22 protein-coding genes are annotated in these 22,766 nt (G+C 40.9%); 7 read left to right on the top strand and 15 right to left on the bottom strand.

Annotation, left to right across the window (positions count from 1 at the left end; translation table 11 throughout):
- Nucleotides 1-117 precede the first annotated feature (117 nt).
- Nucleotides 118-1,068: a bile acid:sodium symporter family protein gene (locus GPA07_RS10225; RefSeq protein ID WP_008359978.1), complete on the top strand. Its 951-nt coding sequence runs from the start codon at nucleotides 118-120 to the stop codon at nucleotides 1,066-1,068.
- Nucleotides 1,069-1,102: 34 nt separating this feature from the next.
- Here the strand turns inward: GPA07_RS10225 and odhB are convergent, their stop codons facing one another.
- The 7 genes from odhB to cdaS form a co-directional block, all read right to left on the bottom strand.
- Nucleotides 1,103-2,359 (bottom strand): 2-oxoglutarate dehydrogenase complex dihydrolipoyllysine-residue succinyltransferase, encoded by a 1,257-nt coding sequence (gene odhB / locus GPA07_RS10220; RefSeq protein WP_157292484.1) that lies wholly within the window; start codon nucleotides 2,357-2,359, stop codon nucleotides 1,103-1,105.
- 14 nt (nucleotides 2,360-2,373) lie between these two features.
- A complete protein-coding gene (gene sucA, locus GPA07_RS10215; protein WP_157292483.1) occupies nucleotides 2,374-5,208 on the bottom strand; it encodes a 2-oxoglutarate dehydrogenase E1 component in 2,835 nt (944 codons plus the stop codon).
- Between the two features lie 224 nt (nucleotides 5,209-5,432).
- Complete coding sequence (locus tag GPA07_RS10210; protein ID WP_157292482.1) at nucleotides 5,433-7,349, bottom strand: vWA domain-containing protein; 1,917 nt, start codon at nucleotides 7,347-7,349, stop codon at nucleotides 5,433-5,435.
- Between the two features lie 11 nt (nucleotides 7,350-7,360).
- Nucleotides 7,361-8,239 carry an ATP-binding protein gene (locus GPA07_RS10205; RefSeq protein ID WP_008359985.1) on the bottom strand — a complete coding sequence of 293 codons (879 nt, stop codon included), beginning with the start codon at nucleotides 8,237-8,239 and terminating at the stop codon, nucleotides 7,361-7,363.
- 89 nt (nucleotides 8,240-8,328) lie between these two features.
- Nucleotides 8,329-8,907, bottom strand: a complete 579-nt coding sequence (locus GPA07_RS10200; RefSeq protein WP_071169062.1) for a superoxide dismutase family protein — start codon at nucleotides 8,905-8,907, stop codon at nucleotides 8,329-8,331.
- A 75-nt stretch (nucleotides 8,908-8,982) separates the two neighbouring features.
- Nucleotides 8,983-10,317 (bottom strand): C40 family peptidase, encoded by a 1,335-nt coding sequence (locus GPA07_RS10195; protein ID WP_008359989.1) that lies wholly within the window; start codon nucleotides 10,315-10,317, stop codon nucleotides 8,983-8,985.
- Nucleotides 10,318-10,718: 401 nt separating this feature from the next.
- Nucleotides 10,719-11,345: a sporulation-specific diadenylate cyclase CdaS gene (cdaS, locus tag GPA07_RS10190; protein ID WP_157292481.1), complete on the bottom strand. Its 627-nt coding sequence runs from the start codon at nucleotides 11,343-11,345 to the stop codon at nucleotides 10,719-10,721.
- 81 nt (nucleotides 11,346-11,426) lie between these two features.
- Here cdaS and GPA07_RS19015 point away from each other — a divergent pair, with 81 nt between their 5' ends.
- Both GPA07_RS19015 and GPA07_RS10185 read left to right on the top strand, forming a co-directional pair.
- The gene (locus tag GPA07_RS19015) at nucleotides 11,427-11,552 is read left to right on the top strand and encodes a hypothetical protein (RefSeq protein ID WP_008359993.1); all 126 of its coding nucleotides are present in this window, start codon (nucleotides 11,427-11,429) and stop codon (nucleotides 11,550-11,552) included.
- 59 nt (nucleotides 11,553-11,611) lie between these two features.
- A complete protein-coding gene (locus GPA07_RS10185) occupies nucleotides 11,612-13,009 on the top strand; it encodes an MATE family efflux transporter (protein ID WP_008359995.1) in 1,398 nt (465 codons plus the stop codon).
- 158 nt (nucleotides 13,010-13,167) lie between these two features.
- Here the strand turns inward: GPA07_RS10185 and GPA07_RS10180 are convergent, their stop codons facing one another.
- The 5 genes from GPA07_RS10180 to rarD all read right to left on the bottom strand — a co-directional run bounded on the left by GPA07_RS10180 (nucleotide 13,168) and on the right by rarD (nucleotide 17,148).
- Nucleotides 13,168-14,376: an MFS transporter gene (locus GPA07_RS10180; RefSeq protein WP_157292480.1), complete on the bottom strand. Its 1,209-nt coding sequence runs from the start codon at nucleotides 14,374-14,376 to the stop codon at nucleotides 13,168-13,170.
- A gap of 474 nt (nucleotides 14,377-14,850) precedes the next feature.
- The gene (gene bshB2 / locus GPA07_RS10175) at nucleotides 14,851-15,516 is read right to left on the bottom strand and encodes a bacillithiol biosynthesis deacetylase BshB2 (RefSeq protein WP_008359998.1); all 666 of its coding nucleotides are present in this window, start codon (nucleotides 15,514-15,516) and stop codon (nucleotides 14,851-14,853) included.
- A gap of 18 nt (nucleotides 15,517-15,534) precedes the next feature.
- Entirely contained in the window at nucleotides 15,535-15,885 is a 351-nt protein-coding gene (locus GPA07_RS10170) for a YojF family protein (protein WP_008359999.1), read from the bottom strand.
- Nucleotides 15,882-16,163 (bottom strand): hypothetical protein, encoded by a 282-nt coding sequence (locus tag GPA07_RS10165; protein WP_008360001.1) that lies wholly within the window; start codon nucleotides 16,161-16,163, stop codon nucleotides 15,882-15,884. Before GPA07_RS10165 ends, GPA07_RS10170 begins: the two co-directional genes overlap by 4 nt.
- A gap of 79 nt (nucleotides 16,164-16,242) precedes the next feature.
- Complete coding sequence (rarD, locus tag GPA07_RS10160; RefSeq protein WP_008360003.1) at nucleotides 16,243-17,148, bottom strand: EamA family transporter RarD; 906 nt, start codon at nucleotides 17,146-17,148, stop codon at nucleotides 16,243-16,245.
- Nucleotides 17,149-17,243: 95 nt separating this feature from the next.
- Between rarD and GPA07_RS10155 the strand changes: the two genes are divergently transcribed.
- Nucleotides 17,244-17,717, top strand: a complete 474-nt coding sequence (locus GPA07_RS10155; RefSeq protein WP_157292479.1) for an Hsp20/alpha crystallin family protein — start codon at nucleotides 17,244-17,246, stop codon at nucleotides 17,715-17,717.
- Nucleotides 17,718-17,757: 40 nt separating this feature from the next.
- Here GPA07_RS10155 and GPA07_RS10150 read toward each other — a convergent pair whose 3' ends face one another.
- Together GPA07_RS10150 and GPA07_RS10145 are read right to left on the bottom strand one after the other, a co-directional pair.
- Nucleotides 17,758-17,976, bottom strand: coding sequence for a hypothetical protein (locus GPA07_RS10150; RefSeq protein ID WP_008360006.1), 219 nt, complete (start codon nucleotides 17,974-17,976; stop codon nucleotides 17,758-17,760).
- Between the two features lie 75 nt (nucleotides 17,977-18,051).
- Complete coding sequence (locus tag GPA07_RS10145; RefSeq protein WP_071169057.1) at nucleotides 18,052-18,384, bottom strand: winged helix-turn-helix transcriptional regulator; 333 nt, start codon at nucleotides 18,382-18,384, stop codon at nucleotides 18,052-18,054.
- A gap of 139 nt (nucleotides 18,385-18,523) precedes the next feature.
- On the opposite strand from GPA07_RS10145, the gene GPA07_RS10140 reads away from it, so the two are divergent.
- The 3 genes from GPA07_RS10140 (at nucleotide 18,524) to GPA07_RS10130 (ending at nucleotide 21,075) form a co-directional block, all read left to right on the top strand.
- Complete coding sequence (locus GPA07_RS10140) at nucleotides 18,524-19,141, top strand: nitroreductase family protein (RefSeq protein WP_071169056.1); 618 nt, start codon at nucleotides 18,524-18,526, stop codon at nucleotides 19,139-19,141.
- 237 nt (nucleotides 19,142-19,378) lie between these two features.
- On the top strand, nucleotides 19,379-19,582 hold the full coding sequence (locus GPA07_RS10135; protein WP_008360011.1) for a DUF3311 domain-containing protein: 204 nt from the start codon (nucleotides 19,379-19,381) through the stop codon (nucleotides 19,580-19,582).
- Nucleotides 19,582-21,075 carry a sodium:solute symporter family protein gene (locus tag GPA07_RS10130; RefSeq protein ID WP_008360013.1) on the top strand — a complete coding sequence of 498 codons (1,494 nt, stop codon included), beginning with the start codon at nucleotides 19,582-19,584 and terminating at the stop codon, nucleotides 21,073-21,075. The genes GPA07_RS10135 and GPA07_RS10130 overlap by 1 nt, the downstream gene beginning before the upstream one ends.
- Before the next feature lie 225 nt (nucleotides 21,076-21,300).
- On the opposite strand, the gene GPA07_RS10125 is transcribed toward GPA07_RS10130, so the two are convergent.
- On the bottom strand, nucleotides 21,301-22,686 hold the full coding sequence (locus GPA07_RS10125) for a S41 family peptidase (RefSeq protein ID WP_071169055.1): 1,386 nt from the start codon (nucleotides 22,684-22,686) through the stop codon (nucleotides 21,301-21,303).
- Between the last annotated feature and the right edge of the window lie 80 nt (nucleotides 22,687-22,766).

Here is a 22,766-nt window from a genome sequence, read left to right as displayed (position 1 = left end):
CGTGGGTTTTTTTAGTTTACATAATATAATTATAAACACCTATTAAGATCAGGTTGTTTTTTCAGAAAATTCATTTAAAATAGAAAAGATATGGAAAGAAAGAGAGTTGAATGATGAATGAACACCCTTTTAAACATTAGCCGCTTTGCAGGAAGAACATTTGCCATATGGGTCATTGTATTTGCTTGTCTAGGCTTTTTCTTCCCTGCCGCATTTTCGATGATTGGACCTTATATTCCTTTTTTACTTGGGATCATTATGTTTGGAATGGGTTTGACGCTGTCCTCTGATGATTTTAAAGAGCTGTTCCGAAAACCTCTCTATGTGCTGATCGGGGTTTTGGCGCAGTATACACTCATGCCGCTGATTGCATTTTTATTGGCCTATGGGTTACATTTGCCTTCTGAAATCGCTGTTGGTGTGATTCTCGTAGGCTGCTGCCCAGGCGGAACAGCCTCCAATGTGATGACCTTTTTGGCGAAAGGAAATACGGCATTATCTGTTGCCGTGACAACGATATCAACACTACTTGCCCCCATTTTAACCCCTGTCTTCATTTACCTTTTTGCACGATCCTGGCTGCCCGTATCTCCAGGTGCTTTATTTTTGTCGATCGTCCAAGTTGTTTTGATTCCGATTATTTTAGGGGTCATCGTCAAATTGTTTTTTTCAAAACAAGTCACATATGCAGTTCAAGCACTGCCGCTTGTATCTGTTGCCGGGATTGTGGCGATCATCGCTGCGGTTGTCAGTGCAAATAAAGACCAGATACTGCAATCTGGCCTGCTTATTTTTGCAGTTGTTATGTTACATAATGGACTCGGGCTTTTATTTGGTTTCCTTATTGCCAAATGGTCTAAAATGGACATTCCCTCCCAAAGAGCTATTTCGATTGAAGTGGGGATGCAAAACTCTGGACTTGGCGCAGCTCTTGCGACAGCACACTTCTCTCCTCTTGCCGCCGTACCAAGTGCCATTTTTAGTGTGTGGCATAATTTATCTGGCTCATGGCTTGCGACGTATTGGTCAAAACGAGGAAATCAACAAAACAAAGAGAAAAAAAGCTAGCCCCTTAATCGGTGCTAGCTTTTTATTTTTTCGATTATCCTTCAAGCAATAGCTGCTCAGGATCTTCAAGCAGGTTTTTGATGGTGACAAGGAATCCAACAGCTTCTTTTCCATCGACAATACGGTGGTCATAAGAAAGAGCTAGATACATCATTGGGCGGTTTTCAAAACGTTCTTCATCAATCGCAACAGGACGAAGCTGAATTTTATGCATTCCTAAAATTCCAACTTGAGGACTGTTTAAAATTGGTGTCGAAAGCAGAGAACCGAATGTTCCACCATTTGTGATCGTGAATGATCCACCTTGTAATTCATTGAGAGACAATTTGTTATCTCTTGCTTTTTTCGCAAGATGGCCAATTTCTTTTTCAATTCCTGCAAATGACAATCTGTCTGCATCACGGACAACTGGAACAACAAGCCCTTCATTGGCAGCTACAGCGATACCGATGTCATAAAATTTCTTGATGACAAGCTCGTCACCTTGAATTTCCGCATTGAGCAGCGGATATTTCTTAAGTGCTGCGACTACAGCTTTTGTAAAGAAGGACATGAAGCCAAGTTTCACATCATTTTGTTCAAGGAAGGCATCTTTACGACGCTTTCTTAGATCCATCACAGCTGTCATATCCACTTCATTAAATGTTGTCAGCATCGCAGCTGTTTGTTGAACTTCAACTAAACGCTTTGCAATGGTTTGTCTGCGGCGTGACATTTTTTCACGCTCAACTGGTTTTCCTGCTTGGTCATTTTGCACTGCAGCATTTGCTTTTGGCGCGGCTTTCGGTGCACTTGCAGGAGCTTCATTCTTTTGGTAAGAAGCCACATCCTGCTTTCGTACCCTGCCCAGCGGATCTACGGTTGGAATCTCAGATAAGTCTAGTCCCTTCTCTCGTGCTAGTTTTCTAGCTGCAGGAGAAGCGATGGTTCTGCCATTACCAGCTTTCGGCTCTTCTTTTGGTGCCTTTTGTTTTTGTTCAGCTGCCGGTTCTTCTTTCGAAGCTGGTGCAGAATCTTGCTCAGGTGCTGGAGCTGCGGACTCGCTTCCGCCAGCTTCACCTGCTGCAATGGTTCCAATGACTTCTCCAACTTGGACAGTGTCACCAGAATCTTTCAGTACTTCTTTTAGTACACCAGATTCTTCAGCTGTCAGTTCGACATTGACTTTATCTGTTTCAAGTTCTAGCAGGTATTCTCCCTGCTCAACATAATCGCCCGGCTGCTTTAGCCATTGGGCAATCGTTCCTTCCGAGATTGATTCCGCTAATTCAGGTACTTTAATTTCCGCCATTTTTCATTTCCCCCTTAGTTTTTGCGAGTCAAGCTATCAGATACAATTCGTTCTTGTTCTTTTTTATGCACTGTTGGATCACCCTCAGCCGTACTTGAGCGTCTTCTGCGGCCGATGTAACGCACTTTTACTTTTTCAGACGCAATTTCACGTAAATATGGCTCGATGTATCCCCAAGCCCCCATATTCTGTGGTTCTTCTTGCACCCAGACGATTTCTTCTAAGTTCACAAGTTTCGTTAAAATTGCTTTAATATCTTTCGCTGGGAATGGATATAGTTGTTCCACTCTCGCAATATGAAGCCAATCTTTCGGCTCTTCCATTTGATTGAAACGATCACTAATATCAATTGATACCTTCCCGCTGGATAGAACGAGGCGTGATACTTTTTCATGATCATGCACAAGTCCCGGCTGTTCCAGAACTGGACGGAACTGTCCGTCAGTTAATTCTTGGACTTCGGATAATGTGTTCGGGTTACGAAGCAGACTCTTCGGTGTCATAATGACAAGCGGACGAATCTCTTCACGAAGCAGCATTTTCGCCTGTCTTCTAAGAATATGGAAGTACTGCGCGGCACTTGTCAAGTTCGCAACTGTCCAGTTATTCTCAGCAGCTGATTGCAGGAAGCGCTCTGTTCTTCCACTTGAATGTTCTGGACCTTGTCCTTCATATCCATGCGGCAAGAGCATTACAAGACCTGATTTTTGTCCCCATTTTGCGCGGCCTGCTGAAATAAATTGATCGAAATACACTTGAGCCGCATTTGCGAAGTCTCCAAATTGAGCTTCCCAAATCACTAATGTTTCAGGAGAATAGACATTATAACCATATTCAAATCCGATGACAGAGCCTTCAGACAGTGGACTGTTATGGACTGCAAATGATGCATTTGCATCACTCAGTTCATGAAGAGCAATAAATTCATCTCCCGTTTGACTGTCGTGAAGAACAAGGTTTCTTTGAGCAAATGTGCCTCGCTCTGAATCCTGTCCGGTCATTCGAATTGGCGTACCGTCTTTTAATATAGATGCAAATGCCAGTGCTTCACCAAGTGACCACTCCACTTTCCGGTCATCTGTAAACACCTTTGCACGTTTTTCAAGGATCCGTTTTAGCTTACTGAATACTTGGAAGTCTTTCGGCCAACTGATCAATTCTTCGTTCAGCTTTCTTAATACATCAAATTCAACGGATGTATCGACTGCTGGGAAGCCATTAGACACAGGCTCTGGCAGTTCAATTTCTTGAATCGTATGTTCTTTCTTTGAAGGCACTTTTTTATAGGCTTCTTCTAATTTTTTCGTTACAGCCTGCTCGATTTCTTCTCGTTGTTCTTTTGACAGAAGACCCTCTGAGACAAGCTTATCCGCAAAGATATTCTTGACGGTTTTGTGCTTTCTGACCGCATCGTATAGCATTGGCTGCGTTGTCGAAGGCTCATCCATTTCGTTATGGCCGTATCTGCGGTAACCAATCAAGTCAATTAAGAAATCCTTTTTAAAGCGTTTGCGGTATTCTACAGCTAACTGAACTGCCGCTAAACATGCTTCTGGATCGTCTGCATTGACATGAACAATTGGAATCTCGAATCCTTTTGCAAGGTCACTAGCGTATTTCGTTGAACGAGATTCATTGCTTTCCGTTGTGAATCCAATCATATTGTTTGCAATGATGTGGATCGTTCCACCTACTTGATAGCCATCCAACTGGCTTAAATTTAATGTTTCTGCTACAATTCCTTCTCCAGGAAATGCTGCATCCCCATGAATTAAGATGGCTAACGCTTTTTCGACGTCTTGAACTGGATAGCCCTTTTGAGTACGTGATTCCTGAGCAGCACGTGTGCTTCCTTCAATAATCGGGTCAATAAATTCCAAGTGACTCGGGTTATTGGCAAGTGTGACTCTCGCACTCTTTGTATCTTCATCTTTAATTTGACGATCAGCCCCAAGATGGTACTTCACATCCCCTGTCCATCCGTAGCTGATGCCGATAGAGCCTTCTGATGGAACAAGCTCTTTATTTGGCGCATGCTGGAATTCTGAGAAAATGATCTCATATGGTTTTCCTAATACATGGGCTAATACATTTAAACGGCCTCTATGTGCCATTCCAATGTTAATATTTGAAGTCCCTTGTGTAACAGACTCTGATATAATTTCATCTAGTACTGGAACAAGTGCGTCTAATCCTTCTATAGAAAAACGCTTTTGCCCCACAAATGTTTTATGAAGGAACTGCTCGAAGTGCTCGACTTCTGTTAATCTTTTGAATACAGAAACTAGTTTATCAGCTGGTTTTTTCTTAAATAGTTCACCAGATTCAATCGAGTTTAAGAGCCAGTTTCGCTCTTCGAAGTCATGCACGTGATCAAATTCAAACGAAATGGTACGCTTATACGTATTTCTCAGGTGGTTAATGGCTTCTATGCCGTTTGAAATGTTTTTAGGTGCGCTTGCACTGATAATTGATATCGGAATATTTTTAACGTCTTCTTCAGTTAAACCGTAATCCTTTAAAGGAAACAGCTCTTGTAATTCCTTTTCTTTGCGAAGAGGATTGACGGAAGCATTTAAATGGCCATACGTTCTGATGTCTTCTGCCAGTTTAACGACTGATGCTATCTTTTGGATTTGTTCAGAAGTAACTACGCTATTTTCTTTTTTCCCAATTTCCTCCTTCATTTCACTCGGTGGTGCACCAAGTTCATCAAATATGCCTCTTAGATCTTCATCAACACTAGTAGGATCCTGGACATATTGATCGTAGAGCTCGAGCACGTAGCCGAGGTTCGGACCATGAAATTCTTCCCAACTCAACGGTTGTTTCACATTATTTTGAAACATTTTGAACACTACCCCCAACTTTGATCATCAAGTGATTGAACACTATCTCGATATAACTTCCAGAACAAAATGACCAAATTTATGTAATAAAACGCTTCCAATCATATTCTACCACTGTTTTGGATTACTTTCTACATTCTTTGTTCAATTAAAGATAAAAAATTCAAAGAAAAACAAAAAATTTAAATCATTCCGAAAAATAATTTGAAGAAAGGGGCAAAACCTTATGCCCCAATGCTTTTATGCAGAAGTTTCTTGAGTAATGGATATAAGACATCTGGCAGTGTATCGACATCTGGTACAAAAATGCTGAACTTGCCATACATATCTTGTATCGTTTTCATCTGTGCTTCTTCAATTGGTGAATTGGATAAAAACACATTGATTACCTCAATTCCCTTTTTCCGCGCTTCAAGAACCGCTTCATGTGTATCCACGATCCCATTTTGCTCGTAGCTGAACGCTGCGGGTTCTCCGTCTGAGAAGACAATGAGAAATTTTTGCTCTTCTCTTCGTTTTAAAATCATGTTTGTCATTTGACGAATCGCATAGCCGTCCCGGTTATCCTCTTCTGGTTCAAGTGACATAATGGAAGGTCCTGCGTCAAATAAGGAGTCTTTGAACGATACAACTGTATTGAAATAGTTCGGCTGACTTGTTTCTGTTGCGTCATTTGTATCTTCCCAAAACCCTACAATTTGGTGAGGTACCTGCACTGATTTTAATGCTTCATGAAACAGTACGATCCCTTTTTTCGTCTCATCCATCTTGTCAAACATGCTCGCAGAACAGTCAACTAACAGGGTGAAAACAGCATCAATTTGAGAGGATGGTGCCTGTTTTTTATAGAAAAGACGCGGATTAGACTCGGTAAAATAGCGAATGAGCTTTTTACTGAGACGTCCTGCATGAAGGTCTGTTTTTGGCCATGTTTTTTTATGCTCGAGTGTTTTTTGAATCATTTGCTTTAAGCGTTTCTGGTAAGGCTCAATGGCCTTTGCATGCTGCTTATACACATCGATTTGCTCTGGCGTAGGAGGATCTGGTGAAATCATGACTGGGAACGCAAATTTATTCTCTTTCCCGTTCTCATGAGTATCTGCTCCGCTTTCTTCGCCTTCTGCCTCTTCTAATGCTTCAAGCTTTGAATAGTCTTTTCGATGGGTTTGCTTGGCAGAGCCTTGAACAGTTCCAAGCGCTTGATCTCCATCATCACCTTCTCTTGCCGCATCTTTACCGAGATCACTTTTACCGCCGTGCTCTAAATCAAATTGAAGGAAACTTTTAGACGGCGCTTCCGTTTCTCTATGCCATACTTCCATATACTCTTGGTGGATGTCTTCATCCCCCTCTTTTTCCCGGTCGACTTTGATGTCCTCACTTAGCTTAGGTTTTCTTTTGAGGTCATGAAACAGCGGTTCTTTTGCCGCTTTTTCATAGTCCAATTCTGGGAAGAAAAAGTATGTATTCAGCATATCTTTTTCAAGAAGCTCATCAAATCCTTCTGTCAATGCTTTTACGATTGCTGCTATATCAGATGTAGAATCTGCATCATATACTCGTGCAAGACTTGACTCAATAAACGGAATCATCGGATGAATCCGCTCGTGAAGGGATGGAATTTCTTCAAGCGGTGATTCAGCTGTCAGTTTCAGATACATGGCGCAAAAGAGAGCATCTGTTAAAATGCTTCGCTCCTGGTTAATCGTTAATTGCGTCTTAAAGTGGCGTCTGTAAAGTTCTCTTCTGCGTTTAAACACTTTTTTTGTTCCTGGGCGGTCACGTTTAATTCGCTCTTCAATTCGGATATCTTCAAACAGCATAAACAATTGTTTACATACATCAGGAATAGACAGTGTATGGGCATAGCGGATGATATCCTGAAATACCGTAAGATCGCTATACACCGTACCTACTGCGCGCAGGAACACATCACTTTTTAGCCCTGCGGTCATGTCTTCTTGTTTGCGATCATCCCAAAAATGGCTGATGTAAATTTTCTTTTCAAAAGGTTCATAGTAGGATTGCACGCCATATTCCAGTTCGACATCGTCACTTTTGGCTAATGTTTTGGCTAAATCCGTTAATTCCATAAATAAAAATGAATCGATTCTGCTGTCATTAAATTTGATGAATTTCAAAAGTCAGAACCTCACTCGAATAATGTTTGGGCAATATTTCTTACCGCTGCTTTTTCCCGGTCATCTTCTAGCTTTTCAACAATCCCCCGTTCAACGGCACGAAGCGGCGGGATATATTGTGCAAGATCACATGTATCTAAGAGCGCGCGGATGGATGCTGCCTCTTCACTCACCTGTCCATTGTGCGCTTGTGTAATGAGATCTGATGAGAGCTGTACGAATTGGTCGATGAACCGCTCATTCTTTAAGACGGATTGAGATTGCAGCACTTCTTTTAAAATTCCCCCGCCAATATAAGGAACGTCTATGACGACAAAACGGTTTTTCAGCGCTTCGTTGAGAGGCACTGTACCAACATATCCTTCATTGATTGCCGCAATTACGCCGAAGCCTTCTTCCGCTCTAACAACTTCACCTGTAAACGGGTTTGTCATCATTTTTCGGTAATCAAGCACACCATTTAAAATAGGCAATGTTTCCGGCTTTGCCATGTTGATTTCATCAATATATAAAAGGTGACCTTTTTTCATCGCTTTTGTTACGGGGCCTTCAATGAATTCTATAGAAGCGACCTGACCATCATTGTGGATGGTTTTATAGCCAATTAAGCTTTCTGCATCAAGATCAACCGAGCAGTTTACACTGTGCATCGGCTGCTGAAAGAAAGCGGATAAAGTTTCTGCCAATTTTGTTTTACCTGAGCCGGTCGGTCCTTTTAAAAGAACGTTTTTTCCTAGCGCAAGGGCAATGATGGCATCTTGAATGATAGAAGGATCTTGTGATTCATAGCCGCCTGTTCCGATGAGCTGGCGGTATTCTTCGTTAAGAACTTTCGTTTTCGCTTTGATCATTGCTTGGATTTCTTCTGGGAGTGATTGTTGGTTAAACATATATGATTAATTCCTCTCTTCGATCATTTTCCTCACCAAGTATACTAAAAAAACCTTTATGCACTCAATACATAAAGGTTCGTCTTCTGTTATTTTACCATTTCTTTTGTGATGGCTCCGCAAGCGATGCGTTTCCCTGAATTTCCAGACGGGTTACTTAAGTAATCATCTGCTTCTGCATGGATGATAAAACTTCGGCCATGTTGATCAATTAATTGATTTGCGCCTCCCTTTAACGTCACATCAGGTACATTGACGACGACATCAATCTGGCCATCTGCTCCTACCTCTAAATTAGGCATATCTCCCGCATGATGCCCCTTTGGGTTGTCGAAGCCGTGTTCTCTATGCGTGGGATTAAAATGCGCACCCGCCGTTTCAAAATCTGGTGCTTCACATACGCCTGTCTCATGAATATGGAAGCCGTGGGCTCCTGGCGGTAATCCTTTTGCTTTCACATGTAAATCCAGTCCATTTGATGAGGATTCTCGTATGTCGATGCTTCCTATTTTTTGCCCGCTTTCATTAATCAATGAAGCGGTGACTGGCGCTTGTTTAGGTGCTGCAACTTCGTGACTCTCTTCTGTTGTTTCTTTTTTCGGCGGCGCATGACATGCTGATGCGAGAATGACCAAACACATCATGACCGTCCACATGGACATTTTCATCTGACTGCCCCCTTTTTTCAATCAGTATGGACAATCTCATAAGGGGACAAACAAAAAAAGCCGAAAATCGGCTTTTTAGAAGAAACGTTTTGCACCTAGATACGCTTTTTTCCAATATGGGTTGCTTAAGTTCGAAATCCCTACGCCGCTGTCACTCGCATGAAGGAAATCTCCATTCCCAAGATATAGTCCCATGTGAGAAGGCCCTGCTTTGTACGTTGTGAAATAAACAAAATCTCCAACTTGTGGTGTGCTGACAGGCGTCATCATATTCCAGTAGCCTGCTGTGCTTAATCTCGATACAGATGAAACCTTATTAATGAGATAGTACACAAAGCCGCTACAGTCAAACCCAGCTGGTGTATTGCCGCCCCATCTGTAAGGAATGCCTGTGAGCTTTTTGCCTTCTTGGATCATCGTCATAATTTTTGCATTCATTGGCACGTCGTTTTTGCTATTGTTAGCCGGAGTTGTTGAACCGTTAGACGTAGAACCATCAGATCCAGTTGAGCCGGAAGCCGCGCCATTAATTTTCAATACTTGTCCAATTCTAAGCACATCACTTTTCAAGCTGTTTGCCATGCGGATGGATTGAACCTGCACGCTAAACTGATTGGCGATTTTCCACAATGAATCACCTGATTTGACGGTATAAGATGTTGTTTTACCGCTTGAAGACTGATTACTGTTTGAAGACGGGCTGCTTGACTTAGCAGGTGTTTGCGGCTGACTTGGTTTTGACGTCACCGTCCCTTTTATCTTCAATACTTGATTTGGATAAATCATATCAGATTTTAAGGCGTTCAATGTTTTAATTTCACCAATCGACATATTTAAGGAATTGGCAATTTTCCAGAGAGAATCGCCTAATTTCACCTTGTATGTACTAGATGCTGATGATGAACTATTTGAGTTCGTTGTTTTATTATCTGAGCTGGAATTAGATGTTGAATTTGAACTTGATGACTGACTGCCGCTCGTTTTTGTACTTCCAGACACTTTCAGTTTTTGACCAGGGCGAATGAGGTCACTGTTTAAGCTGTTCAGGCTTTTTAAGCTTGCAACTGACATGTTATGATTTTTTGCGATCAGCCATAATGAATCTCCAAGCTTGACAGTGTAGCTAGATGTCGTTGAAGCACTGGATTTCGTTGCTTTTGAGCTTGTTGATGAGCTGGATTTCGAACTTTTTGCACCAGGAATTTTTAAGCTTTGTCCTGCAAATATCATTGTCGTTTTTAATTGATTAAGAGATTGAAGCTCCGAAATACTTGTATTGTACTGTTCGGCAATCTTCCAAAGTGAGTCACCGCTTTTCACCTTGATCGTCTGTGCTTCTGCCGGTGCAGCAATAACAGCTGAGCCCGCGATCGCTGAAACTGTGAGGCCGGTTACTACTTTTTTCTTCATAGATGAATCTCCGCCTTTCATAATTTCGTCCAATAAGACTTATGTACTAGTTTTGAGTTTAGCATTTAATGGTTCTGCTTCTCTTGCACTATTTTATCTTTATTTCTATTATATTACTCGACATGAAGACGTTGGGCAATCATAAATAGGTTAGAGCAGCAAACTCAAAATGCTAAAACAAAGCCATATCGTTTCTATCGGCTGTTTACTGTATTTATAAACATTTTTCAAGGAATTTTTAAGTTGACGTTTAGAAAATTTGCCAAAACAAGCACGCTGCTAGTTTCATAGTTCTATTCTACATGACAAATTTTTCTGTATCAAATGACTTTTTACTTAATTGCCTGTTTTTTCTCCATTAAAAAAAGCATCCTTCCAAATGAAGAATGCCGTGGACATGGCTATTTCCTAATTTCCGGACCTTTCACAGTGAGCGGATAAAGCACTCCTTCTTTCGCAAACGACATTTTTCCCGTTTCTTCTGATACAACGAGAACAAGTGCATCGGTCATACTAGATAGTCCGATGGCTGCCCGGTGTCTTGTCCCAAGAGAAGGACTGACTTTCTTTGAGGTGAGCGGCAGGACATTTGCGGCGGAGACAAGCGTATTTTCTTTTACTAAAAGAGCGCCATCATGAAGTGGATTCCCAGGGTAGAAAATGCTCTCTATTAATGATGCACTTATTTTCGCATGGAGGTTTGTCCCTTTTTGGATATAATCCTCGACCTCGTCTCTTCTTTGAATCACAATCAGTGCTCCATGCTTTTGTTTTGATAAATTCTCAATGGCTAAAGAAAATTGAGCAAATCCCGGTGTGAATTCTTCCATATACGATTGCAAATAAAACGAGGAAGCCTCTGCATGCATTTCATTAAACTGATCATGCAATGATTCGAGTTCACAAAGGAGACATTGCTCCGTCTGGTCAAGCGAATCGACGATTTTCCTTGCATCCATCATCATTTGCATCAAATGGGATTTCATCTCTAATTTAAACATCGTTTCTTCGTTTGTGCGATTCATCATCTCACCATTTCTCTCCTTGTTTCGCTTGTGTCATAAAATAACAAATTGTGCACATTCTATTTGTATGGAGGTGAATTCAATATGACCATTCAGAAAATCATTCAATATGCTTGCAGCATTTTAGGTGTTGTCAGTCTTTCTTTTATTTATGCCCAAATGTTTAAAAAAACGAAGCCATCAAAGAAAAATAATCCGACGGAGAATTGATTTTTTTACATAGCATGATATAATTCCTCTCGTTATTTCTGTTCAGAGAGGAACTTATGATGAGAGAAACGAATAGCACTCGAGCAAAGTTGGCACAATTTTTAACTATTTTGATCCCGATCTTAATTACGCAAGCGGGTCTTTCGCTTATCACGTTTTTAGACACGGTTATGTCTGGAAAGGTGAGCGCAGAAGACCTTGCGGGTGTAGCGATCGGTTCTAGTATTTGGACACCTGTTTATACTGGACTTGCCGGTATATTAATGGCCGTTACCCCTATTGTGGCTCAGTTAATGGGCGGTGGCCGCAGGGAAGACGTTCCTCGGGCTGTCTTCCAGGCCATTTATTTATCTTTCCTTTTAAGTATCGTGGTGATCGTCATTGGATCGTTATGTGTTCCTTTTATTTTAGGGAGACTTGGGCTTGAACCATCCGTAGAAACCATTGCCCGACATTTTCTCAGCTTCCTTGCTATTGGAATCATCCCGCTTTTTGGTTATTCAGTCATGAGATCGTTCGTTGATGCATTAGGAAAAACACGTGTGACGATGTTCATTACGTTAACCGCACTTCCTATTAATTTTGTTTTAAATGACCTATTTATTTTTGGGAACTTTGGGTTTCCAAAGCTTGGCGGTGCGGGGGCTGGTCTTGCATCTGCGATGACGTATTGGGCGATTTTTATCATGAGTATTTGTATTGTCATCAAAGCCGAACCGTTTGCCTCCTTTCGGTTGTTTCAAAAACTGCCCCGGTTCAGCCTCTCCCGTATGGGACAAATACTGAAAATCGGTATCCCTATTGGGTTTGCGATCTTTTTTGAAACAAGCATCTTTGCCGCCGTCACTCTTTTAATGGGTCACTTTGATACCGTGACGATCGCAAGTCACCAAGCAGCGATGAACTTTGCTTCTATCTTATATATACTGCCGCTCAGCATCTCTATGGCGTTAACGATCGTCGTAGGTTTTGAAGCGGGTGCCATGCGGTATAAAGATGCCAAAAGCTACAGCTATATTGGCATTGGAACAGCTGTTTTGTTCTCGTTATGTACGGCAGCACTCATCTTGTTATTTAGACCTGAGATTGCAGGTTTGTATACAGCCGATTCAGCTGTTTTACAAATGACACAGCACTTTTTGATGTATGCGATCTTTTTCCAGCTGTCAGATGCGGTCGCTGCACCGATTCAAGGTGCTCTGCGCGGCTATAAAGATGTGAATTATACATTGATTGCTGCTTTTGTCTCTTACTGGGTCATTGGTCTTCCGGCCGGCTACCTGATTGGTACATATACCTCATTTGGGGCGTTTGGCTATTGGATCGGGCTCATTGCCGGACTTGCCGCAGGTGCAATCGTCCTCTTTATCCGCCTCAGGTTGATTGAAAGACGATATTCTCTGTCTAATCCAATTGAAAATCATCGTGTATCATCTTTAACTAAATTCAAAGTGTAAAAAATCAACCGAATCATTCTCGGTTGATTTTTTAATTGAGACATAAATGTTGTGAGATGTACACTAAATGATATGACCTCATTTTTTATCCGCCCAGGAGCAAGCTTGCCCCCACCCTTCCATCTGAGAGACCTAATGAGGCAAAAGCAGGACATTTTTCAGTCTAATGTACGGATTTTCTTCACATATAAATAGGAGGTGATGAGAAGAGAGACCATGACGATCATACATAAAATGACATAGCCAACATTTGATTTTCCTGCTGGCACCACAGTGATTGTTAAAATACCAATAAGCGAAATCTGACCTAATAACTTACAAGCATTGATGAAAGAGTTGACGCGTCCCATGAACGCATTATCAACATGACGATACAGATAACTTTTTCTAAAAATCCTAATTGATGCATTTGCGTTTCCTAAAAACAGACTTGCTGCAATAAATGTGTAAGAATGAGGAATGAGGAAAATAGCCATGATTGAGGCGGCAAAAAGAAGCATGAACAACATAACTCCCGGAATATCCCCGACTTTCTTCGACATTTGATACGCAATGAAGCCTGCACTGATTGCGCCGACTGCGTAAAAAATATTGGCGATGCCAATCACTGAGGGCCCCTCGTTTAAGTAATGATAAACAAAAATGGGATCCAAATAATTCGCTACAATAATGACAATGCTGGGCACAAAAGTCGTTAGTAAAAGGACAAACAAAACTTTACGGTGGAAAAGATATTGTAGTGATGATGTGAAGTTTTCCCAGTACGATGCACTTTTAGTAGAATGGAATTGTTCCTTAATTGAACTGCTAGATTGATAGGGCAATTTATAAATGAGAATGGATGCGATGGCAAAAGTGATGACATTCATAAGCAATATAACTGTAATAGATATTTGTCCGATCAAACAAGCGGCTAAACCAGAGCTGATCATTAACGCTGCTTGCCCCTGAACCTCTAAACTGCTATTCACTTTGCTATACTCATTCTTATTAAACATTTCTTGGGTTAGAGCTGATAAGGTTGGATATTTTATTGAATCATATGTCGTATTGTACAAGGTCAATATAACGACAAGAATGATGTTAAGAAAAGTTGAAATATCAAAGAGAATGAGAAAAATAAGCAGCATGACCGCACCAGTGATCTCCAATTGAAGGAATATGCTTTTTCGAGAGTGTCTATCAACCAAGCTTCCTAAAAAAGGAGAGGCTAAGAACACAAAAGTCATCGTAACCATGGTTACAATGCCATATAAAACTGACTGATTTAATTGGTCTATTAGCAGCCAAATCATTAAATAGGAAGTAACTCCAGTACCTACAGAGGAAATAAGATTCGCCGCTAATAACAACCTTAACTTGACCATAAAAGTATCTCCCTTTATTGAACCAAATGTTCCTTCTATAGTATCGCCAGAATCTGATTCTCCAAGGAATGTATACTCGTCAAATCCTTTTATGAAACGTGTGAGTAATATTTAATAAAGCTTTTCTTTATTTCACTCTGCGCTTTCATAATAGACAACTTGATATAAAATTCGATTGGAAAATGATGAGACCATTTACATGGATGAGTCGATCGCTAAATAAAGGTGTAAAAAGAGAAGGATGAAAGAAGAATAATATAAGAATTTGACATTTTATACGATTAAAATTTACCATATGATACATTTACAGTCAATCAGGCATTTCTTAAACTCATCGCGAATACTTAGGAATCTACCATCAACTAAATAAAGCGGTTAAGAAGACATATCAATAATAGGTATTTAGACAATAAAGGAGGCTGTCGATATGTTGACGACAGCCCGAGAAAGCTGACTTCGGCCAGCTCTTTTTATTTAGTCATTCCATTGATACGTCCAGAAAATTTCTTCATCGAACCATTTTTGGACGACAGGTTCTTTGTTTTTCAGCTTTTGTTCAAGCTCTCTTAGCATGCCTTCTGTTTGTGTTCTATGCGCTCTTAGTGCGTTTAATTTGATATCTGCTACATCTGTAATATCAATCACAATATCGGCATTTCCCAGCACTTCTTCTCGATTTTTCGTAATGGCCATGCAGTATGTGACGGGACGGTCTTCTTTTTTCTTGCGGTATAGAGCACGAATGACCGCTTCACCTGTCGCATCATGATCAGGGTGTACACCATGCCCTGGATAAAACGTGACAATAAGTGTTGGTTTCACGTCATCAATGATGTTTTCCATCACATCGGCCAAATACTCATCATCTTCAAATTCTAACGTTTTATCGCGAAGGCCAAGCATACGTAAATCCGTGACATCCATTTCTTTACATGCATTGATTAATTCCTGTTTTCTTAATTCAGGTAGTGTCTCACGGTTAGCGTATGTCGGGCTTCCCATATTTCTTCCCATTTCTCCAAGTGTTCCGCATGCATACGTCACTGGAATTCCACGTTTTCTGCTTTGCGCGATGAGCCCTGCGACCCCAAAGGATTCATCGTCGGGGTGAGGCAGCATCACAAGTACATGTTCGTTCATCAGTTGTCACCCTTTCTCCTACACCTGAAATGGTGTTTCACTAATTTGTAATGAGATCGCTAGTTTTCCATCTGGCAGATGCCCTGCTAACAGCAAGCGGCCTTGGTCATCAAACACGTAGTCGGTCAAACCTTCTGCGTAAATCCAGCCATCTTCCGTTTTCATTCCCACACGGTATGGACCTTGTCCTTTTATTTTTGCCTGTGAATAGACGACTTTCGCATTGCGGATATACGCCACGACCGTCATGTTTTGTTCATTCACATGAGCTGAATAAGAACCAGTTGTCGTTTCAAGATGAACGAAGACTGGACGATTTAAAAACGATTCAAGATGTGCTGTGACATCTTCCGTTTGAATTGGTTTCATGAGTGGTTCCTTCCTTCATTTTGAATTAGTTCTCGCAGCTTTTTCGTATGTAAGCTGATCAGCTGCAGCTGATGATCCTGCTTAACAGCACTCTCTAATATTCTCTCCACAGCGAGCACGTACTTTTGATGCAAAGATTTTCTTGCACGCGGATGGGTGCGTGCATCGAGTAAATCATCACATATGGCCTCGTGTAAAGAAGACATATCATCGACTTGAAGCTGACGATTTTTCCATAAAGACCTGTAAGCGAATACTAGCTCATTGGCTGATGACATGTGATCACCCTCTACAGTTTTGGTAACAACTTATTATGACATGATCCGCCTTCAAAAAAAAGCAAACTGCTTGTTCTCTTTAATGAGAATTCGCTGTTTTTTTCATTCGTATTTGCGAGGTGGTAAATAGGAAAATCGCTGTCCAAATACAGAGAAACGTCACGATTTTAGCCGCAGATAAATGTTCGTGATACACAAACAGACCTAAGAACAACGTAATCGTCGGTGCAATATATTGCAAAATGCCCACTTGATAAAGTGGAATTCTTTTTGCCCCTTCAGAAAATAAAAGAAGCGGAACAGCTGTAAAGACCCCTGCAAAAAATAACAGGCCAAGAGAACCGAAGCTGCTCGGATGCATTGTCACAACTGGTTCTTTTAAGAAAAATAATAAGTAAACAAGTGCAGCCGGCGCAAGAAGAAGCGTTTCAATCGTTAGTCCAATGGCACTTGTAAAACTCATCCTCTTTTTAATCAAGCCATAAAAACCAAAGCTAAAGGCTAATAAGAAAGCAACAACTGGGAATGAACCGTACTGAACTGTTGAAATGATCACGCCAGCAGCGGCGACGAGGATTGCGATTGTTTGCATTTTATTCATTCGTTCTTTCAAGAAAATGATGCCTAGTAAAACTGATACAAGTGGATTAATATAATACCCCAAACTCGCTTCTAGCATCAGATCATGATTCACGGCCCAAATGTACACATACCAGTTAACCGAAATTAAAATAGCAGATAAAAGTAAGGAGAAAAATGCTTTTCCATCCATCATCAGACCCTTCACAGTCTGCATCGCTGGACGGACTTGCTTTAAATAAAGGAGAATACCGCACATAAAAATAAATGACCATACAATTCTGTGCGCTAAAATTTCGCCTGACGAAATATGCTCCATCAGTTTCCAATATAATGGGAACAGCCCCCATAATGTAAAAGATGCCGCAGTATATAAGACACCTTTTGATTGATGTTGTTCGTTCAATCTAACCATTCCTTTCTAAACCTATCGTATATTATAGCACGCACTCCGCTGAATGGGCATATACTAATTCAGGGCATTTAGAAAGGATGATTTGCATGTTTGACTGGAACCGATTATTCCCTTTTCAAAAGCAATTTTCAAAAGAAGCCTTAAAAAATTCAGATCCTAAAGATGTTGAGCAATATGTCAATCAAGTGATGGAAAGTGTATTCGGCTCCAATTATTCTGCTCAGTTCCCCTTTCAGGATCCGCTGTCTCAGCAGAAAAAAACGAGAGAGCCCGATGTTAAAAAAGAGAAAGAGCCGAATGTTGAAGTGTTCGAGACAACTGATCACGTGTTTGTCAAAATAGAGCTTGCTCGTCCAAACACTGAAAAAGTAAAAATCAGACATACAGCTAATCTACTCTTTATTGATCATTTTCCAGAAGAGAATGAACAAAAGGAGGTGGTCCTGCCTGCTGCTGTGAAAAGAAAAGGAACGAAGGCTTCGTATCAGGATGGTATTTTAGAAATTATGTTTTTAAAGCATGATGATCCGGGGATTTCTGAAATAGATATTCCATTATAAAAAGCCTGCTTTCGTATGGGAGCAGGCTTAGTCTTTTTTCTTAATAATATGGTGGATATCCGCCGCCATATGGTGGTGGAACAGGCGGTGGTGGTGGCGGGTAATATGGACGAGGATAATTAAAAATCGCACTTCCTAGAAATCCGCCAAGCAGTCCGCCGACTAAAGGAGCGCCAAAACCAAAAAACAAAGGGACTCTGGATTCAAACGGCGGAATGCCAGGGGCGCCGCCTCGAAAATACGGAGTATGAGGGTACATGCATTTCTCCTCCTTTGTCATGTGCCTAACATCAGCATATTCATCAGGAGACAAAACGTTTGGGCAAACCTGAAACTAGGCTTGCTCTTTTTTTTCATGAGATCCGGCATACTCCCCTGCCCAGCGCGATACTTCTCCAAACACATCGTTTAATGCATTCCCTTTTTCGGTTAAGGAATAGATGACTTTCACAGGCATTTCAGGCAGCACAATGCGCTCTATAATTCCTTCTTGTTCAAGCTCTTTTAAGCGTTCTGCGAGCATTTTTTGACTGATAGATGGAATCATATCCGTCAGGTCTTTAAACCGCTTTGGACCATCAAGCAATACATGAATAATGAGACCATTCCACTTTTTCCCAAGAAGTAAAAAAGCTTGCTGAATGTGTGGGCATAATTGGAATTCCATATATTTCAGCCTTTCTTTTCATGAATGTTTGACAAATTAACGGTATACAATTTAAAATGTCTCTAGTTACAATAAGTAAGTTTCTCACTTTTTTATTTATTGTACCATACTATTTGCACAAACGGGAGGAAATATCCATATGGCGACCGATCAAAAAACGATTGACATTTTAAAAGAAAGAGCTTCAGTAAAAGAGTATGATACAACTCATGAAATGACAAAGGAAGAGTTAACAGAGCTTCTTGATATCACAACAAAAGCACCATCTGCATGGAACCTTCAACATTGGCATTTCACTGTTTTCCATAGTGCTGAATCAAAAGCAAAGCTTCTTCCAATTGCTTACAACCAAAAACAAGTTTCACAAGCATCCGCTGTCATTGCTGTGCTAGGTGACCTTGAAGCCAATAAAAATGGTGAAAAAATTTACAGTGAGCTAGCAGAGCAAGGGTTCATCACAGAGGACATTAAAGAAACACTGATGACGCAAATCAATAGTGCTTACCAAAGCGAGCAATATGCACGTGAAGCTGCCTATTCAAATGCTTCGTTAGCAGCCATGCAATTAATGATTGCGGCAAAAGCTATGGGATATGATACTTGCGCAATGGGCGGTTTCAGCAAAGAAGCTTACATAAAAGAATTCAATGTGAGCAGCCGCTACGAACCAGTTATGTTAATTTCTGTCGGAAAAGCAGCAAAAGAAGCTCATAAAAGCAATCGTTTTGACATCGAAGAAGTATCTGATTTCCTATAAAAAACGGCACAGTCCCAGCTTCATGCTGGGGCTTTTTTATTTGCATTAAATATTATTCCTCCATACTTATTTTCAAGATTCCCTTTACCGTACTTCGCTCTTTCTCTCTTTTCCAAAATGAAAGCGTTATATTAGTATGATATTCACAAAAATGATTGTTTTTTCTGAAAATGGTCTTGTGATCTAATCTGACAACTGCTATTATTATGAAATTACAAAATATTAGAGGAGGAACACATGAATAAAAAATTGATGCTGGCACTACTCATCGCGATTCCATTCATTGGGCAGCTTGCACTGCTTCCCTTGGTGAATCGTATTCATCCATTTGTGATTGGGCTGCCTTTTTTCCACTTCTGGCTCTTACTATGGATTGTTCTTACACCTATTTGCACATTTATCATTTACAGGATGCAACATTCAACTGGAGGAACTGACTGATGCAAGGAAATTTAACAGCTTTATTGATTACTGCAAGTATTATTTTCATCGTCGTGGTCATCGGATTTGCCGCTGGTCGTGACAAATCGTCAAGACAGACAGTAGAAGAATGGTCTGTCGGCGGAAGAAAATTCGGCGGGCTGCTCGTCTGGTTCCTTGTTGGCGCAGACTTATACACAGCCTATACCTTTTTAGGGCTAACAAGTACAGCTTATACAGCTGGAAGTGTGGCTTTTTTCGCTATCCCCTATTCGGTTCTTGCTTATTTTATTGCTTATTTCTTCTTACCGAAACTTTGGACGGTTGCGAAAAATCACAAGCTGACAACACTTGCTGACTATGCACGTGAGCGGTTTGACAGCAAGCTGTTATCCAGTTTAATTGCCATTATCGGTGTACTGATGCTGATTCCATATATTTGTCTGCAGCTAAGCGGCATTCAAGATACGCTAACTGTCGCTGGAACGAGTTATATTAATGTGAATGCAGTTGTTGTGATTTCATTTATTTTAGTCGCGCTTTATACGTTTTTCAGTGGGATTAAAGGGCCTACATATACAGCCATTATTAAAGATATTCTTGTTTGGGTGATCATGCTTTTTATGGTGGTTTCTCTGCCTATTATTCATTTTAACGGCTGGACACCAATGATGAATACGTTAGCTAAAGAGGCGCCGCAGCTTCTAACGATACCTGAAGGCGGTCCTAAAGGCATTTTATGGTTTATTACCGCTTCAGGCGTTTCTGCACTTGCTTTGTTTATGTGGGCACATGCAGCTACTGGGGTATTTACAGCGAAAAGCGCAGATGCCATCCGGAAAAACAGCATCTTTTTACCCCTTTACAACATTGTGCTGATTTTGGTCATTTTCCTTGGATTTATTGCATTTTTGGTCTTACCAGAAGATACAAATCCTAGATTTGCACTTCTTCATTTAATTCAAACGTCATATGGAGGCGTGATGCAGGGGCTTGCCTATTCAACGATTGCACTTGCTTCACTCATTCCATGCTCGATCATGGCCATTGGCGCGTCGAATTTATTTGCGAATAATTTATACCGAGACTTAATCCATCCAAATGTGTCACCTAAACGGTTAACCATCATTACACGTTCAATGGTATTTATCGTCATTGGGCTTGCTCTTTTATTCGGTATGCTGTTCCCAACTGCGCTTGTTACGCTTCAGCTGATCGGTGTTTCAGGAATGGTTCAAATTTTCCCGGCGATTGCGATCAGCTTGTTCTGGAAAAAACAATCTAGAGAAGCAACCATTGCTGGGCTTGTCGCAGGAATTATCGTTACTTTCACAGCCAATATCACACAAGTGACGTTTGGCCTTTATGAGGGCTTTCTCGGTTTACTAGCGAACGTTCTTATCATCTTGATATTGAATCCGTTCTTCCAGAAAAATGTCACATCTAACTCCGTGACAAGCGATCTGTTTGAAAATGGCAGTGAACAAGTAGAACCTGTAGCCAATAAAGCGTAAGCAGAAGAAAAAAGCAGTCCCCTGATAAGGACTGCCCAGCGTGTAGACAAACCCTCGCATTCCCGGTGCGGAACGAATGTCAAATTCGTTCCGCACCGGTACTCGTCCTTCCTAGAATGCAAAGGTTTTCAGGTCACGCTAAAAAGAAGACAAAGGGCTAAAATCAAGTTCATTTTAGCCCTTTGTCAACCATCTGAGCGCTCTTGTAATCGAAGAGTGCTTTTTCTATTTCATTTCTTTTTTCAACACTTCAATGGCTTTTTTCATTTGCGTATCATTTTTCTTTAGCTTCTCTTGGATCTTTGTCATCAGTACCGTCGTTGTGTCGCCTGTGAGAATACCGTCTGCCTTCAGATCGTGATCAGTTTGGAAGCTTTTCAAGATCGACTGGAATGCTTGATCATATTCTCCATTGGCTTTTGCTTTGTAGCCAAGCGCTTGGAACATTTTTTGAGCTGCTTTGACTTCATCTCCATGATCATTCAGCTGATACGTCTTTTTTGGGCTTAAGTATGGTAGCTTCGCATAACTCGGTAGAGATGCTTTTATCTGTGGTTCAATGCCTTTTTTGTGAATCCAAGAGCCGTTTGGTGTCAGCCATTTGGCGATCGTTAATTTCACACTAGAACCATCATTATAGCTTTGGGCATTCTGAACAGTCCCTTTACCAAATGTCTTTTCACCAACAATTTGAATACCTGATGATTGGTGCAGAGCTGCCGCCATGATTTCAGCAGCACTAGCTGATCCGCCGTTTACTAGGACAACAGCCGGCTGCTGCACTTTTCGTTCTTTTTCCGCTTTGTACACTTGTTTCTTCCCTTTTTCTTCAACCTGCATAATGACTTTTCCTTTATCAATAAAGTCATTACTCATTTCAATCGCTTCAGTCATGATGCCGCCTGGATTATCTCTTAGGTCAATCACAAAACCTTTTGCACCTTTTTTCTGGAGGTCATCAATCGCTTTGTCTAGCTCCTTAGATGTCGTTTCAGCAAAAGAAGTAATTTGGATTTCTCCTATTTTATCTTTTGTTAGTTTTGTATAAACCGTTTCAAGAGGAATGGTGTCTCTTGTAATATTCACGTCCACGTTTCCAACACCTTGACGATTCAGACTTAGCTTGACATCCGTTCCTTTTTTCCCTCTGATGAGAGATACCGCTTTATTGACTGACATGCCTTTTGTGCTTTTTCCATCCACTTTTAAAATACGATCATGAGGTTTCAAACCAGCTTTTTCAGCAGGAGAGCCTTTAATCGGTGCGACAATTAAAATTTGTCCATCCTTTTCTTCTACTTGTGCACCAATTCCTTCAAATGAGGAAGAAATGGTGTTGTTAAACCCTTCGGCTTCCTCCTGATCCATATATGTAGAGTATGGATCATCAAGTGATGCAATCATTCCTTGAATCGCACCATCTACTAGTTTTTGATCATCCGTTTTTTCGTAATACTCATTTTTGACCTTCGTATAAGCAGCCATGAGTTTACTAAACTTCTCATCTCCTGAGACACTGACAGCACTTTGTTTTGTGATCACAAATGTAATCGATGAGGAAAGCGCTGCTGTCACCAGAATGGCTAGCACGAACTTGAATTGTTTTTTCAAAAAAACACCACCTTTATCTCCTTTCATTATTATCAAGGACGATTCTTCATCCGTCAACCAAAGGATCAAACTTCTATTTG

Origin of the sequence: Bacillus sp. ms-22, from assembly GCF_009759805.1 — a bacterium.
Lineage (GTDB): Bacteria > Bacillota > Bacilli > Bacillales > Bacillaceae > Bacillus > Bacillus xiamenensis.
The sequence above is the reverse complement of the archived record's forward strand: the minus strand, read 5'-3'. Positions and strand labels throughout refer to the sequence as shown.

Bases quoted from the DNA above. Each gene is read 5' to 3' on its own strand.
- GPA07_RS10225 (WP_008359978.1), top strand. From the start codon at position 118: ATGAACACCCTTTTAAACATTAGCCGCTTTGCAGGAAGAACATTTGCC.
- odhB (WP_157292484.1), bottom strand. From the start codon at position 2,359: ATGGCGGAAATTAAAGTACCTGAATTAGCGGAATCAATCTCGGAAGGA.
- sucA (WP_157292483.1), bottom strand. From the start codon at position 5,208: ATGTTTCAAAATAATGTGAAACAACCGTTGAGTTGGGAAGAATTTCAT.
- GPA07_RS10205 (WP_008359985.1), bottom strand. From the start codon at position 8,239: ATGTTTAACCAACAATCACTCCCAGAAGAAATCCAAGCAATGATCAAA.
- GPA07_RS10200 (WP_071169062.1), bottom strand. From the start codon at position 8,907: ATGAAAATGTCCATGTGGACGGTCATGATGTGTTTGGTCATTCTCGCA.
- GPA07_RS10195 (WP_008359989.1), bottom strand. From the start codon at position 10,317: ATGAAGAAAAAAGTAGTAACCGGCCTCACAGTTTCAGCGATCGCGGGC.
- cdaS (WP_157292481.1), bottom strand. From the start codon at position 11,345: ATGATGAATCGCACAAACGAAGAAACGATGTTTAAATTAGAGATGAAA.
- GPA07_RS19015 (WP_008359993.1), top strand. From the start codon at position 11,427: ATGACCATTCAGAAAATCATTCAATATGCTTGCAGCATTTTAGGTGTT.
- GPA07_RS10185 (WP_008359995.1), top strand. From the start codon at position 11,612: ATGAGAGAAACGAATAGCACTCGAGCAAAGTTGGCACAATTTTTAACT.
- GPA07_RS10180 (WP_157292480.1), bottom strand. From the start codon at position 14,376: ATGGTCAAGTTAAGGTTGTTATTAGCGGCGAATCTTATTTCCTCTGTA.
- bshB2 (WP_008359998.1), bottom strand. From the start codon at position 15,516: ATGAACGAACATGTACTTGTGATGCTGCCTCACCCCGACGATGAATCC.
- GPA07_RS10170 (WP_008359999.1), bottom strand. From the start codon at position 15,885: ATGAAACCAATTCAAACGGAAGATGTCACAGCACATCTTGAATCGTTT.
- GPA07_RS10165 (WP_008360001.1), bottom strand. From the start codon at position 16,163: ATGTCATCAGCCAATGAGCTAGTATTCGCTTACAGGTCTTTATGGAAA.
- GPA07_RS10155 (WP_157292479.1), top strand. From the start codon at position 17,244: ATGTTTGACTGGAACCGATTATTCCCTTTTCAAAAGCAATTTTCAAAA.
- GPA07_RS10150 (WP_008360006.1), bottom strand. From the start codon at position 17,976: ATGTACCCTCATACTCCGTATTTTCGAGGCGGCGCCCCTGGCATTCCG.
- GPA07_RS10145 (WP_071169057.1), bottom strand. From the start codon at position 18,384: ATGGAATTCCAATTATGCCCACACATTCAGCAAGCTTTTTTACTTCTT.
- GPA07_RS10140 (WP_071169056.1), top strand. From the start codon at position 18,524: ATGGCGACCGATCAAAAAACGATTGACATTTTAAAAGAAAGAGCTTCA.
- GPA07_RS10135 (WP_008360011.1), top strand. From the start codon at position 19,379: ATGAATAAAAAATTGATGCTGGCACTACTCATCGCGATTCCATTCATT.
- GPA07_RS10130 (WP_008360013.1), top strand. From the start codon at position 19,582: ATGCAAGGAAATTTAACAGCTTTATTGATTACTGCAAGTATTATTTTC.